We start from the raw sequence: 14253 nt of genomic DNA, 5'->3' as shown, positions 1-14253 counted from the left end.
TATGTATTTGTCCACGTAAAATAGCTTCCATCCAACGCACATCCATTAGACAATTTGATATGTCCAACTCTTCTTTAACACGACCCTCCATCACAATTTGAATGACTCCAAACTGCAACGAGACCCCTCTATCAAAAAGCTGCCCTTTTAAAGAAAACCAGCCCGGGGATGGGCCACATTATATATCAAGCTATCTGAAAAGAACAGTTGATGATTTATACTAAAAATAACAGGAAATAATCTCATATAGAGGTGAAAGTACATGCCTAAAATTGACAATATGTTAGCGATTCTATGGATGCTTCGTTCAGGTGAAAAAATTACTGCAAAGCAAATTTCAGAAAAGTTAGAGATGAATATAAGGACTGTGTATCGTTATATTGATACAATTTCAACAAGTGGTGTACCTATAATTTCAGAACCAGGACATAACGGTGGATACACTTTATTGAACAATTTTATTGAGGCGCCTCTTTTTTTTGATTTTGAGGAGCAAACTTCACTATTTCACGCTGCTGTTTTTGCAGAAGAAGCCGGATATTATGGAGGTGAAGCACTAAATAGGGCTATTTCAAAACTAAGTAAATACTCAAATCAAGAGCAGGAAACAAAGATAAACCAACATTTAACTAGTCTTGAAGTAATAAGTCAATTAAGTTCACTCTCTATGGAACCTTTTTTGAAGGAGTTGGAGCAGGCCGTAGCTGACGGGTACTCTGTAAAAATTCTTTACCATAAAAGTGGCGAAAAGCAATTAAATGATAGATTGGTCGATCCGTATAGAATTATCTATTGGAATAATAAGTGGTATGTGATTGCATTTTGTCATCTTAGAAATGATATCCGTAGTTTTAGAGTAGATCGAATTGAGGGTCTAATGCTCACCGAAAATAAGTTTAACCGGCCAGAAAATTTTTCAGCACGTGACTTTTTTATAAAAAGCCTTCTCCCAGCTATAGACGATAAGGAAGGGATTATTTCTTTAGTTATTAATGGGGATAAAAGTGTGTTGGCTGATATTTGCCAACATTGGTTTTTAGGACATTATTTACAAGAACGGACTTCAAATCAAGCAGTTTTTCTTCTTGAAAAAGATGTGATCCATACGTATGTACCTTATTTACTTTTACCATACAATAAATCTATTAAAGTTATTGAGCCGATAAGTCTTAAGAAAAGACTTATTGAAGTTCTGTCGGAATTAATAAATTTTCATAAAGTATGAAAACTTCCCTGACGTTAACTGTCAGGGAAGTTTTATTATACTAGCTATATCAATTGTGATTGGAGTGTTATTGGATGCAAACAAGAAAGGCTTTTCTATATGTATTTAATACAATGTCGGACTGGGAATATGGATATTTAATTGCTGAACTAAACTCAGGAAGATATTTCAAAAAAGATTTAGCACCTTTAAAAGTAATTACAGTAGGAGCTAATAAAGAAATGATTTCTACAATGGGAGGAGTGAGCATAAAACCGGATATTCCCCTTGATGAATGTACTCTTGAGAGGAAAGATCTTTTAATCTTACCAGGAGGGACTACTTGGAGTGAAGAAATTCATCAGCCTATTTTAGAAAGAATTGGCCAAGCTTTAAAGATTGGCACGATTGTGGCTGCAATTTGCGGTGCAACAGAGGGCCTCGCGAATATGGGATACTTAGATACTAGAAAGCATACAAGCAATAACTTGGAATATACTAAAATGGTATGTCCTAACTATAAAGGAGAAAAGTTCTATGAGTTGGGATCTGCGGTATCTGATGGGAATTTAGTTACTGCATCGGGAATAGCTCCTCTGGAATTTGCCATGGAGGTACTGAAAAATATAGATGTATTTACATCAGATGCATTACATTCATGGTATAACCTAAATAAGACTCAAAAACCTGAATACTTCTTCCAGTTAATGAATTCAATAAATAAATGAAGTAACTGAAAAGCTCAATTCCTCTATTTAGATTTGTGGAGAAGTTAAGCTTATTAATCTGGAATTTCTTTATCTTTGTAAATCCGCATTATTACTGATGCTACCTCTAATAGAGTTACCCCGAGCCCGTAAGTTGGTTCGGTTTTTTTTATGATTTTTTTGAACAACATTGAATGAAAAAGACTGTTTTTGAATATTATCAAATAAATATTGATTGAATTTGAATGTTTTTGATTGATTTATGTAAGGGCTTTCGCTACAATGTGGTCATAAGGCACTATTTATTGGAGGTGCGCAGATGCTTACACCAGAGCGCCACGGCAAGATTCTTGCCATGATTGAAGAAAAAGGAATCGTTAATATCCAGGAGCTCGTTGATGCTACCCATTCTTCTGAATCTACAATTCGAAGAGATTTAAGCCAGCTTCATAAAGAAAAAAAGCTAAAACGGGTTCACGGCGGAGCAGAACTTCTTCATCAAAAGGGAACAGAGCCGAATATCGCGCAAAAGGCAGATATTAACCTTGAGGAAAAGCAAAAAATAGGGAAGTTTGCAGCAGGCCTTGTGAAGGACGGAGACCGGATTTTCCTGGATGCCGGAACTACTGTGCTGCAAATGATTCGCTATCTTGAAGGCAAGGACATATTAGTTGTAACAAATGGCCTTACCCATATTGAAGAGCTTTCCCAATATCAGATTCCTGCCTATTTAATAGGCGGTTATGTAAAGCAGACAACAAGAGCATTGATCGGTGCACGGGCTACCTCAAGCTTGAGTGAATACCGTTTTGATAAATGTTTTATGGGTGTCAATGGCATTCATGCTGAATCAGGCTATACAACACCTGACCCTGAGGAGGCAGCAGTAAAGACAACTGCCATCCGCTGCTCACAAACGGCTTATATGCTTGCAGACCGCAGCAAATTTGATGAAACCGCGTTTGCAAAAATTGCGGACCTGCACGAGGCCATCGTGATTACGAATGAACTTGATGAGGATTTGCTTGAAGAATATGCTGAAAAAACAGAGATAAAGGTTGTGAGCACATCATGATTTATACATGTACATTGAATCCTTCTATTGATTACTTCATTCAGCTGGAAGAATTTCAACTAGGAAGTCTGAATCGTTCAAAGGAAACGCAGCTTTTCCCGGGCGGAAAAGGCATTAACGTTTCAAGAGTAGCGAAACGGCTGGGAACGGAAAGTACGGCCCTTGGTTTTGCGGGAGGATTCACAGGTGATTTCTTAAAAAACTTCCTTCAATCAGAATCAATAGCAGCAGATTTTGTTGAGGTCCTTGATAATACAAGAATCAACGTCAAGCTAAAAACCGGAATGGAAACAGAAATTAATGCTTCAGGTCCTATTATTACAGGCGAGCAGCAGGAGCAGCTGATTTCAAAAATAAACCAGCTGGAAAAAGGAGATTTATTAGTTCTTGCCGGAAGCATTCCTTCCTCAATGCCTCTGACATTTTACAGCAAGCTTTCTGAAATCTGCAAAAATGCAGGCGCAGAGACAGTAATTGATACGACTAGTCCGGCACTGGAGGAAACATTGCAATTCGAACCGCTTTTAATTAAGCCGAACCATCACGAGCTGGGAGAGCTGTTTCACACAAAAGTGTCCACGGTAAATGAAGCCGCTTACTTTGGGAAAAGGCTTATCAGCTTAGGTGTCCGGAACGTCATTGTATCAATGGCTGGTGAAGGAGCAGTATTTATTAATCAAGATCAGGTTCTTAAAGCTGCTGTTCCAAAGGGAATCCTAAAGAATTCTGTAGGTGCAGGAGATTCGGTTGTAGCAGGGTTCCTGGCGTCTTATACAAAATTTGGTGATTATGAGGAAGCGTTTCGGGCTGGAACAGCCGCAGGAAGCGCGACAGCTTTTTCGCATGATCTTTGTACAAAGGAAGAAGCAGAAAAACTGCTCGAACAAGTAAAAATAGAGAAAATTGGATGAGGAGGCTATAAGATGAGAATTACAGATTTGCTGACTAAAGATACCATCCTGCTGGATTTATCTGCGGCTTCAAAACAAGCAGTGATTGAAGAACTTGTAAATAAGCTGGATCATGCCGGAAAACTGAATGATCGTGAATTATATAAAGAGGCGATTCTTGCCCGTGAAGCACAAAGCACAACAGGAATTGGAGAGGGCATTGCTATCCCTCATGCCAAAACGAGTGCTGTGAAAAGTCCTGCTATTGCATTCGGCCGTTCGAAAACCGGCATCGATTACGAGGCTTTAGATGGGCAGCCAAGTCATTTGTTCTTTATGATTGCAGCTGGAGAGGGTGCAAATAATACCCATTTAGAAACACTCTCTTCTTTGTCCAGCTTCCTCATGGACCCTGAATTCAGAAAGAAATTGGAGAAAGCAAGAACAGAAAATGAAGTGCTGGAAGCCATCAATTCAAAAGAGGATGCGATGTCTGAAGAGGAGGAGGAATCTGTATCGGATTCAGCTGAACAGCTGGTTCTCTCTGTGACAGCCTGTCCAACCGGGATTGCTCATACGTACATGGCGGCTGACGCTCTGAAAGCTAAAGCAAAAGAAATGGGTGTAATGATCAAAGTAGAAACGAATGGTTCAAGCGGAGTGAAGAATCTGTTAACGCAGGATGAAATTGAAAGGGCTTCCGCGATCATCGTAGCAGCTGACAAGCAGGTGGAGATGGAGCGGTTTGACGGCAAGCATGTGATAGAAGTGCCGGTTGCCCAGGCAATCAGAAAGCCGCAGGAGCTAATCGAACGTGCCCTGAAACAGGATGCTTCTACTTATAAAAGGAGCCAGGGCAGCTCGCGAAAGAACGATGAGGGCCAAAAAGAAAAAGGACAGAGAACGGGATTTTATAAGCATTTAATGAATGGTGTATCCAATATGCTCCCATTTGTAGTAGGGGGCGGTATACTGATTGCAATTTCCTTCATGTTCGGAATTAACTCCGCAAATCCTGAAGACCCAAGCTATAATCAAATCGCAGAAATTTTGAATACCATCGGCGGAGGAAATGCATTTAAATTAATGATTCCGATCCTTGCAGCATTCATCGCCATGAGTATTGCCGACAGACCCGGTTTTGCACCAGGAGCAGTTGGAGGCCTGCTTGCTTCTAGTGGAGACGCAGGCTTCCTTGGGGGACTGATTGCCGGTTTCCTTGCCGGATATATCGTTTTATTTCTGAAAAAGGCATTCAGCCGGTTACCGAATGCACTCGAAGGAATTAAACCAGTTTTGCTTTATCCGCTGTTCGGGATTCTATTTACAGGAGTCATCATGATCGTAGTGGTAATTCCACCGGCAAAAGCGTTAATGAATCTTCTTGACGGCTGGTTAATAGGGATGGGTACAGGAAACCTAATCCTTCTTGGATTAATTCTTGGAGGCATGATGGCGGTAGATATGGGCGGACCGTTGAACAAAGCGGCTTACACATTCGGTCTTGCGATGATTGACGCTGGAAACTTTGCTCCTCATGCAGCTATTATGGCTGGAGGAATGGTACCTCCACTTGGTATGGCTCTTGCAACAACGTTTTTTAAAAGTAAATTTACGAAGCAGGAAAGGGAAGCAGGGAAAACGGCATACATTATGGGAGCTACCTTTATTACAGAAGGAGCGATTCCGTTTGCTGCTGCAGATCCAGGAAGGGTCATTCCAGCATCAGTGATTGGCGCAGCGACAGCCGGAGCACTATCGATGCTGTTTAACATCAAGCTTCCTGCACCTCATGGAGGAGCGTTTGTTATTCCAGTTGTAGATGGCAATCCGTTCTTGTATATTGTCGCCATCCTTATCGGAGCAGCAGTAACAGCTCTTATCATTGGATTCTGGAAAAAGCCTATAAAATAAATGACGAAAGAGACTGCGGAATATAGACCGCAGCCTCTTTTTTGTATTCCGCATGTTTCTCTAAATTAAAGGGTAATGGGTTAGGAAGAATACTTATTGTGAAATAAGTTACCTTTTTTCCTGAATTTTAAATATTCTAAATAGACTAAGTCGTTAGAAATGGGTAGAATGAATTATAACGAATGGTAGGACCTTACAAAAAACCAGACTCGCATTTGAGGCGAGTCTGGTTTTACTGAGCCTATTCGAATATTGCCAGCATCTTACGGCTGTGCTACAAATAATGTAAGTCAATTAAGTGGATTAGAGTCTAATAAGAATGGAGAACTAGTTATTGTCGAAAAATACCGGGTGTTTTAGGTTGATATAATAATTACCATCTATTAAAGTCTTTTGTTGCTTTATAATGAATAAATCCTTGCTGCACGGAATACCAATCACTCTTAGAGTGCTGTTCAAAAGAAACAGTAAGAACTTTAAGTCCAGTTTCCTTCTGAATGGCTTTTAAATCGCTCATCTGATTTTTAGACCAAGCATCTTTAGAGACAACATTGTGGTTGAAATTCTCCCACATAATCGCATCTACATAATTTTTACTCGTAGTTTTAAGAGTCTCCATTCCCCAATTCTGGATAATTCCAAGTGCTGGGTAGGCGTTTTTTACACTTTTCAGCAACTCCCCAAGACCTGCGCGCTGTTTAGCAAGCTCGTCAGGATTTTCGCTGAAATAATCATCTATATTTCCAACGGTGTCAAAAAAGACGCCGTCCATATTTTTACTGTGAACCTGGGCTTCAATCTCTGAAAGCAGCAATTGTCTGAAGTGCGGGGAAGCCATATTCATCAGGTAGGAATCCCATTGCTGAATATAGTATTTCTGACTGGATTGCTGATAGTAATCGGCAGGCTGAAGTTTTTGCAAAAATGCGGTATTCCAATTATCAGCTTCCATCGAGTTGATGTAGCCGAATACTTTCGTACCATTTGCCTTAATCGTTTCGATTTGGGTTTTGGTGTAAAGAAGGGGCTCTATTATGACAAGGTCATAAGCCTTCATTTTATTGATGATAGCCGGGGTGGGAGCATCGTAGAAAATTTTGTAGGTTTTCACGTTATCAAACACTCCATTTGCAGCAGAAACATTTTGGACAGAAGCAGCGGGAGAAGAAGTCGTTAAAGCAGAAGCAGCGGGAGATAAAGAAATAATACTAGATACAGCAAAAAAAGCCAATACAAAAAATCTGATTACGTTATTCATTTGTAATCCCTCCGTTTTTTAACGAGGGATGGTAGCTTCGCAGGCTGGCGATCGGTACTTCTTTGTAGAAGTCGACGACCCATGCCTTTGCGTCCTTGCTTTTCAGCAAGTTTGCCCATCACCTTTTGTCCTAATCATATCAGCCTATTTTTCTGAACTCAACCTATTTTTTATAAAAGGAAGTGATTCTAATGATCTATAGACAAACTAATACTATTCTAAAATTAACTGAAGCGATTGGACTATCCGTCTTAAGCATCTTCCTGATTTTCCTCTTTTCGGACAGTCTCCCTATGCTGAATGAGGTGCTTTGGTCTGTTGTGATTGTCCTTATTTCTATGAGATATGGCTTATATTTTGGATTAATTCCCTTTTTCATAGCCTTTTTCACCTCGCTTGCATACGAATATCAAAGCGGCGGGGATCTATATTTGTATCTGACAGATTTCAATCAACTGCTCCCGCTGGTGCTATTCTTTTTCCTTCTTCTATTTACTGGACTTTCAAGTAAATCCCACAAAGAAAGATATTCCGATATAACATATTTATATGAAGAAATTTCTGAGGATAAAAAGCTTCTGGAAGAAACATTAGACGAAGCATTATCTGTAAATGAGAGTTATAGAAGAAGATTTTTAGAATCAGAGGATCAGTATGCAGAAATGTATGAAATGATCACGGCGCTTCATTTTACAGATTCGGACACGATTTTTAATGAAATGGTGCGTATTGTTAACCAGAAATTTAAAGGGAGCCAGCTCGTTTTATATCTAATCTCCAATCACGGTGATTCAATCCGATCCAAAATAAATACAAACAGGGAAGGAAAGCTGCAATCGAATTATTGGATGGATGAAATGCCTTCTCTGTTAACTAAAGTGATGCAGGAATCTTCTCATGTGCTGTTTAGATCACGGGAAGATGATTCTGCCTCCCCGGTACTCGCAGGTCCGGTTTTTATTTATGGAGAAAAGAGGTATATACTGGCGGTGGATGGCATTGATTTAAAGGCTTGCACAGCTCAGCAAGTTCAGTGGCTTGACTGGTGCTTAAAGTGGATGGGCACAAGACTCGGCTTTGCCTATAAATATGAGCGGGAGCAAAATCAGCATGAAAGATATCCTGGTACGGGGATCTTTCAGCTTGCTTCCTTTTTTAAACGATTTAATGCAGAGCTTGAAAGGGCAGAAAAGATCGGGCAGCCCTTTGTTATTTTCGAACTGAATACAGCGGGCCATAATCTGAGTGAAATCGATCTCTTAATGAAAAACCAGCTAAGGGAGCTTGATACAGCGGGGTGGGATGAAGAGATGGAAGTTCTTTATGTGCTCCTGCCAGGTGTAGAACCTGTAAATGAAAAGGCAGTGAAAGAAAGATTGCAGAGAGCTCTTGCAAAAGAGGTGGATTCGTTAAAATGATATGGATTTTTGCCGCAGGGTCTCTTTTAGGAATTATCGCATCCATTTTTTTGTCTAAATTTTACTATGTCAAAAAAATTGAACAGAATCAGTATGGTCTTCTTATATTATGGATTCTTCTTTCATTCTCAGTTCCTGTCCTTGGTTTCGTGTATGGCTGGTTTTTGCTTTTGGCATACATGAGAAAACAGGATGATACCTTTATGGAGGAATATTCAAGCTATATTCATAATAAGGTATACAATTTTGAAAGTTTGAGAGAAACATTGAGGCAGGATCGTGAATTGCTTAACATGACCAGCCACAGTACGGAAAATACGTGGATGATGAAAAATCTCTTGCTGCATATGTCGAATGAAAATACGGTCAATCAGGAAAAAATCATTAAAAAGGGTCTTAACCATCCTGATATGGAGGCCGTACATTATGCAGCGACCATCACAAATGTTCTACACGATCGGTTATCAAATCTTATCCAGCAGCAAAAAAGAGAAAAGGTCACGGACCGGCCGTCCTCTTACAGGCAGCTGCTGGACTCCTATCAGGATTATCTTTCGAGCGAATTGCTTTCTTCTGCGATTCGAGAGAAAACCGAGGCTGAATATGAAGCTTTTTTGAGAGAGGCAGCTGAAGCATTTCCAGATGATCCAAAGTATACAGAAGCACTTGGCTTATATTTATTCGAAAAAAATCCTGACGAAGGAGAGCGTATTTTTGAAGGGCTTTTAAAACAAAACCCTAATTCTGCTAACGTCATGTGGGGATGGCTGAAGATTTCCTATACAAAAGAAAGATGGGAGAAGGTTTTTGAACTGGCCGATCGGCTTAGAAATCATCCAGACTTGGTTTCTTTCCCTGGAAATCAGCAAGAAATTATCCGATATTTAGGAGGGGAACAAAAGTGAATGGACGGATTCCCCGATTTGCTATTTTTACATTTGGAGCAGTCATTCTATTGCTTGCAGGAGTGCTATTTATGAATTCCGATCATTTTTATTCCAACTTGCCGCTTAGCCCAAATGAGAAGCCGGCAGAAAAAGTTTCTTATATGAATTCGATTCATCCGGAAAAGAAGGCCGGGAATATGAAAATCTATTTAACCGAGCCTGAAAAGGGAGATAAGTTAAGTGAAGGAACATTTTTTAATATAAAAAAAGCACTGGAATACGCGAAAATTCAGTATCAGGTCATTGCTGCTGAGAAAGCAGGCACCCAAAAACCATCCCCGTATACTCTGCTTATTTTAACGGGAGAGGATACAGCCCGCTGGGATTTTAATTCGATTGAACGATTTGTAAATGACGGCGGCCGGCTTTTTTTAGCAAACCGGTTTTCTGATGCTGAATGGAATGAATTGCTCGGTATAAAGAAAGCGGATGGATTTGCTGACGAAGTAAAAGGCATTACATTTTCAGATTCGTTTTTTAAAGGATATCCTGACCTGGATTCAAATTCGAACTATTTCTCTAACAGCATGCTGAAAACAGAGCTGCAGCCTGATGCAAAGACTTATATGTCCGCCGGATCGCTTCCTTTACTATGGACTCGTGACGCAGGCTCAGGCAGGGTTGTAAACTGGAACGGGACAAGCCTGCAAGATAAAAGTACACGCGGCCTGATTGTTCAATCAATTAGTCTCGCTTTCCCTGCATTTGTCTCTGGACAAATGGGAGGAAAAGTCATGTATATAGATGATTTTCCAGCCCCGATTGCTGAAGCAGAGTCAAAAAAAATCAGGAAGGAATATGGTATGGCCTATCCTGAATTTTATAAAAAAATATGGTGGCCGGACATGAAAGAAATCAGTCAAAATTATGATTTTCCATACACTGGTGCCATTATCGGGACGTACCTTGACAAGCCCCGCCTTTTAACAGGACAGCTGATGGAAATGAACCAGAAAGATTTGCTTGCCTATGGCAGGCAGCTGCTATCGATAAACGGAGAGCTTGCATTGCATGGGTATAACCATGAAGCACTAGTGACCGAAAAAGAGCCGATTTCCACTGAGTTTGGATACCGCTACTGGGAGTCTCAATCAGAGATGGAGAGTTCGCTCCTTGAACTTAGAGGTGTTCAGGAGGAGCTTTTTCCTGATCAAAAGCTAAAGACCTATGTTCCGCCATCCAATTTGCTGAATCGATCCGGAATCTCTGCTTTAAGGCACACCATGCCGGATTTGGAGGTCCTTTCAAGTCTTTATACTGGTGACCCTTCCAATGGGAGTTTAATTCAGGAATTTGGCTATGATTCTGTTTATACGGATTTATATCATTTTCCAAGAATTAATAGCGGCTATACGTTTACAAAAGAGGATCAGTTTCAGCTGACGGATGCTATAGCAAACATGGGGGTATTCTCTCATTTTATTCATCCGGACGATGTACTGGATGAAGACCGCTCCAAAAATGCAAGCTGGGAAAGTTTAAAGGGAGAGTATGTGAATATGCAGGAGTTTCTTGCAAAAAACTTTGGATACGTAAAAGGCTATAAACAAATAGATGCAAAAAAAAGAATGGCTGCCTATCAGGAAGGTCAATGGTCAATTTCCTATAAAGAAAACGGGGTGGAGATTCACGGCTATCACGTCCCTCAGCCTTCTCTGTTTTATTTAAGGCTGGAGCAGGGGAAAAAACTGAAAGAGGGAAGTTATCCATTCGGGAAAATTGAAGAGCGGCAGCCTGGACTGTACTTATTACACATGAACAAGCCGGATGCTGTCATTGAATGGGAAGAGGCGAGCAGGAAATGAGAGTAGGAATGATCGCTGAAGGGAGTTATCCTTACGTAAGCGGCGGAGTATCAAGCTGGATCCATACCTTGATTACCGGAATGGAAGATATCGAATTCTCTCTTTTTACGATTACTCCAGAAAAGAAAAAGAATAGTGAACTGAAATATTCACTTACGAAGAATACCGTTCATCATCAAAATGTGGAATTAATAACGGATTTTCCGGATAAGAAGGTAAAATCCAATCTTACAGAAGCAGAACTGTCGCTTCTGTTCAAATGGTTTACCTTCCAAACGCTGGATCCTAAGGCACTGCTTATACTTGGGAATCAGGAAAAAATGGGGTCGGTGGAAGAATTTTTTGAAAGCGAGTCTTTTTACACTCTTGTACAAGAATGCTATGAATATGAGGAGCTGTATGGGTCATTCCTTGATTATATGTGGATGTGGAAATCCATGTATACACCGGTCATGCATCTCCTCCAGCAGGATTACAGCAAAGTCGATGTCATTCATTCAGCTTCAACCGGATATGGAGGGTTAATCGGGTCCTATATATCCATTGTACAAAACATTCCTTTTATCATTACGGAGCATGGAATCTATTCGAGGGAGAGGGAAGAGGAAATCCTTCAATCATCATGGATTCCAGTCATATACAAAAAAAGGTGGATTCGTTTTTTTCATCATCTTTCCAGGATTGCCTATGAACAGGCAGAGGACGTTATCACGCTGTTTGAAAAAAACCGCGGCTATCAGCTGGAGCTCGGGGCTCCGGCTGAGAAAACGGCGATTGTTCCAAATGGAATAGACATCAATACCTCGTTAACTCTTCAAGGAAAGAAGCCGGTTTTTCATATTGGAGCTATCGTTAGAATTGTACCGATCAAGGATATAAAAACGATGATCTATGCGGCCAATACGTTAAGAAGATGGGGATATTCGTTTCATTGGTCTATTTTAGGGTCCGATGAAGAATTACCCGAGTATGCACAGGAATGCAAGGATTTAGTTGTCAGTCTTGAGCTTGAGCAATGGGTTACGTTTACCGGTAAGGTGAATGTTCAGGATTACCTGCTGTCCTTCGATGTATGTGTTTTGACCAGTTTGTCAGAGGGGCAGCCGCTGGCTATTCTAGAGGGAATGGCGGCATCAAGGCCATGGGTGGCAACGGATGTAGGAAGCTGCAGAGAACTCATCGAAGGAAGAGAAGAAGATCCTTACGGCGCTTGCGGCTTTGTCATCCCCCCGATTCAGCCCGAGGAGCTCGCGGATCGATTGAGGTGGTTTATGAATCACCCGGAACTTCTTGAACGAATGGGGAAAAATGGACTTAATCGTGTGAAGAATGACTATCTTCTTTCGGATGTGATTACATTTTACAGAAATTTATATGTAAAGAGAGGTGAAAATGTTGGCCGGCATCGGATTCCAGCTGCAAAAATTATTTAAAGAAGATTATTATTCTTCCAGGCTAAAGGCCTATTTGTATTCTCTTTTTGTTACGGCGGGACCGTGGCTGATTGTTATTTTCACCATTCTTATGCTGCAGGTCCTGCTGAAGACAGTCCCTGGGGTTAACGCGCTTAATAAACAGCTGTTTATGATTTCTGTCTCTTACTGCTTTATGTTTTCTCAAGTTCTATTTGGTTTTCAGCAGCTCGTTGTAACGAGGTATACGGCTGATTGCCTTTACGAAAAAAATGAGGAAAAGGTATTTTCCTCTTATCTTGGTTTTTCGGCGGTGACGGCTGCGGCCGCCATCCTTTTATGGCTTATATTTGCCTTGCTGTCACCTCTGCAGTGGGAATATAAATTTATGATGCTGGGATTATTTTTACTTCTTAACTTAATATGGATTATGCTGCTTTACCTGTCGGGCGCCAAGAATTATCAATCCATTGCCTTAGCCTTTCTGGCGGGGGGGGTCTTGTCAGTCAGCTGCATGTTTATATTGCTGAAATGGAATCCATTCCCTCAAGGAGAATGGACGCCGGCATGGATTATGATGGGCAGTTTTACGGGTGGAATCGCAGTGACCTTTCTCTGGCTCGTGAATGCTATGCTGAAAACTTTCCCAAATCGGGCTGCGTCCATGCCATTTGAATACTTAACTTATTTTGATAAGTATCCGCAGCTTGCGTTTACAGGGATTTTTTATAATGCCGGGTTATGGGTGAGCAATTGGATTATATGGGTATCGGGCGGGCAATGGCTTTTAGATACCTTTCGTTACCACCCGGGATATGATACGGCCGTGTTTTATGCTTACTTAACGATATTGCCGTCATATGTCATTTTCGTCGTTTCCATTGAAACAAGATTTTATGAGAGATACCGGGATTTCTTTTCCTTCATAAATGATGGGGGGACGTTAACTCAGATCAGAAAGTCAAAAGCAAAAATGCTGCTTGTGCTTAAACAGGAGATTGAGAGGCTTGTCAGAAATCAAGGGTTTATTTCCCTGGCGGTTCTTTTTTTAGCTCTCTTTATATTCCCGCTGTTTTTTAATGCAGACCTCATATTAGGCATATTCCGGATTACACTGATTGGGGCTTTTTGCAACGGAATGACCATGATCATGATGCTTCTGCTGCTTTATTTTGATGACCGGAAGGGGGCTCTTTTCACTTCCGCTGCCTTCTTCGGGGGGATTGCCCTGTTTACGCTGCTCATGCTTCCAGCAGGGGAAGCAGCCTATGGAGTCGGTTTTACAGTGGGCAGTCTGCTCAGCTTTGTTTACTCATCGTTCAGACTGTTCCAATATGTTTCTAAAGCTGATTATTACGCTTTTTGCAAATCCCGCCATACTCCTATAGAAGGCCCTTTTCACAATCTGTCCCGCCGGTTAAACCGATTGGCAGGTGCTGAATAATGCGTTCTCCAAAAAAAGGACTGTTTAGAAATTCAGTTTTCAAAAGTGCTGCTGCTTGGGTGTAACACCTTCTGCCCCATTAGCCTAACCCATAATTGTTCATTACCTATTTAAACATGCGAAACCCCCGGAATGCTCACTGCGTCCCGGGGGTTTCAATTATCATTTCATCTCAGCGG

General features: G+C 40.9%; 11 protein-coding genes and 1 riboswitch. Of the genes, 10 read left to right on the top strand and 1 reads right to left on the bottom strand.

Features of this window, described 5'->3' with window-relative positions; genetic code table 11:
• Nucleotides 1-262: 262 nt before the first annotated feature.
• From WCV65_RS15345 to WCV65_RS15325, 5 genes are all read left to right on the top strand, one after another.
• Entirely contained in the window at nucleotides 263-1225 is a 963-nt protein-coding gene (locus WCV65_RS15345) for a YafY family protein (RefSeq protein WP_338777639.1), read from the top strand.
• A gap of 74 nt (nucleotides 1226-1299) precedes the next feature.
• On the top strand, nucleotides 1300-1932 hold the full coding sequence (locus tag WCV65_RS15340) for a type 1 glutamine amidotransferase family protein (RefSeq protein WP_338777638.1): 633 nt from the start codon (nucleotides 1300-1302) through the stop codon (nucleotides 1930-1932).
• A gap of 298 nt (nucleotides 1933-2230) precedes the next feature.
• Nucleotides 2231-2986 (top strand): DeoR/GlpR family DNA-binding transcription regulator, encoded by a 756-nt coding sequence (locus WCV65_RS15335; RefSeq protein WP_338777637.1) that lies wholly within the window; start codon nucleotides 2231-2233, stop codon nucleotides 2984-2986.
• On the top strand, nucleotides 2983-3897 hold the full coding sequence (gene pfkB, locus WCV65_RS15330) for a 1-phosphofructokinase (RefSeq protein ID WP_338777636.1): 915 nt from the start codon (nucleotides 2983-2985) through the stop codon (nucleotides 3895-3897). The genes WCV65_RS15335 and pfkB overlap by 4 nt, the downstream gene beginning before the upstream one ends.
• A 12-nt stretch (nucleotides 3898-3909) precedes the next feature.
• Entirely contained in the window at nucleotides 3910-5790 is a 1881-nt protein-coding gene (locus WCV65_RS15325; protein WP_338777635.1) for a fructose-specific PTS transporter subunit EIIC, read from the top strand.
• Nucleotides 5791-6163: 373 nt separating this feature from the next.
• Here the strand turns inward: WCV65_RS15325 and WCV65_RS15320 are convergent, their stop codons facing one another.
• Nucleotides 6164-7048 (bottom strand): putative glycoside hydrolase, encoded by an 885-nt coding sequence (locus WCV65_RS15320; RefSeq protein ID WP_338777634.1) that lies wholly within the window; start codon nucleotides 7046-7048, stop codon nucleotides 6164-6166.
• A 35-nt stretch (nucleotides 7049-7083) separates the two neighbouring features.
• A riboswitch (cyclic di-GMP riboswitch) is annotated at nucleotides 7084-7174 on the bottom strand.
• A gap of 65 nt (nucleotides 7175-7239) precedes the next feature.
• Here WCV65_RS15320 and WCV65_RS15315 point away from each other — a divergent pair.
• The 5 genes from WCV65_RS15315 to pelG are packed head-to-tail and all read left to right on the top strand — an operon-like array spanning nucleotide 7240 to nucleotide 14074.
• The gene (locus WCV65_RS15315) at nucleotides 7240-8466 is read left to right on the top strand and encodes a hypothetical protein (RefSeq protein WP_338777633.1); all 1227 of its coding nucleotides are present in this window, start codon (nucleotides 7240-7242) and stop codon (nucleotides 8464-8466) included.
• Entirely contained in the window at nucleotides 8463-9371 is a 909-nt protein-coding gene (locus tag WCV65_RS15310; protein WP_338777632.1) for a hypothetical protein, read from the top strand. Before WCV65_RS15315 ends, WCV65_RS15310 begins: the two co-directional genes overlap by 4 nt.
• The gene (locus tag WCV65_RS15305) at nucleotides 9368-11218 is read left to right on the top strand and encodes a DUF2194 domain-containing protein (RefSeq protein WP_338777631.1); all 1851 of its coding nucleotides are present in this window, start codon (nucleotides 9368-9370) and stop codon (nucleotides 11216-11218) included. Before WCV65_RS15310 ends, WCV65_RS15305 begins: the two co-directional genes overlap by 4 nt.
• Complete coding sequence (gene pelF, locus WCV65_RS15300; RefSeq protein WP_338777630.1) at nucleotides 11215-12651, top strand: GT4 family glycosyltransferase PelF; 1437 nt, start codon at nucleotides 11215-11217, stop codon at nucleotides 12649-12651. Before WCV65_RS15305 ends, pelF begins: the two co-directional genes overlap by 4 nt.
• The gene (gene pelG, locus WCV65_RS15295) at nucleotides 12611-14074 is read left to right on the top strand and encodes an exopolysaccharide Pel transporter PelG (protein ID WP_338777629.1); all 1464 of its coding nucleotides are present in this window, start codon (nucleotides 12611-12613) and stop codon (nucleotides 14072-14074) included. Before pelF ends, pelG begins: the two co-directional genes overlap by 41 nt.
• Nucleotides 14075-14253 lie beyond the last annotated feature (179 nt).

The organism is Metabacillus sp. FJAT-52054 (assembly GCF_037201815.1).
GTDB lineage: Bacteria > Bacillota > Bacilli > Bacillales > Bacillaceae > Metabacillus_B > Metabacillus_B sediminis.
The sequence above is the reverse complement of the archived record's forward strand: the minus strand, read 5'-3'. Positions and strand labels throughout refer to the sequence as shown.

Bases quoted from the DNA above. Each gene is read 5' to 3' on its own strand.
- WCV65_RS15345 (WP_338777639.1), top strand. From the start codon at position 263: ATGCCTAAAATTGACAATATGTTAGCGATTCTATGGATGCTTCGTTCA.
- WCV65_RS15340 (WP_338777638.1), top strand. From the start codon at position 1,300: ATGCAAACAAGAAAGGCTTTTCTATATGTATTTAATACAATGTCGGAC.
- WCV65_RS15335 (WP_338777637.1), top strand. From the start codon at position 2,231: ATGCTTACACCAGAGCGCCACGGCAAGATTCTTGCCATGATTGAAGAA.
- pfkB (WP_338777636.1), top strand. From the start codon at position 2,983: ATGATTTATACATGTACATTGAATCCTTCTATTGATTACTTCATTCAG.
- WCV65_RS15325 (WP_338777635.1), top strand. From the start codon at position 3,910: ATGAGAATTACAGATTTGCTGACTAAAGATACCATCCTGCTGGATTTA.
- WCV65_RS15320 (WP_338777634.1), bottom strand. From the start codon at position 7,048: ATGAATAACGTAATCAGATTTTTTGTATTGGCTTTTTTTGCTGTATCT.
- WCV65_RS15315 (WP_338777633.1), top strand. From the start codon at position 7,240: ATGATCTATAGACAAACTAATACTATTCTAAAATTAACTGAAGCGATT.
- WCV65_RS15310 (WP_338777632.1), top strand. From the start codon at position 8,463: ATGATATGGATTTTTGCCGCAGGGTCTCTTTTAGGAATTATCGCATCC.
- pelF (WP_338777630.1), top strand. From the start codon at position 11,215: ATGAGAGTAGGAATGATCGCTGAAGGGAGTTATCCTTACGTAAGCGGC.
- pelG (WP_338777629.1), top strand. From the start codon at position 12,611: ATGTTGGCCGGCATCGGATTCCAGCTGCAAAAATTATTTAAAGAAGAT.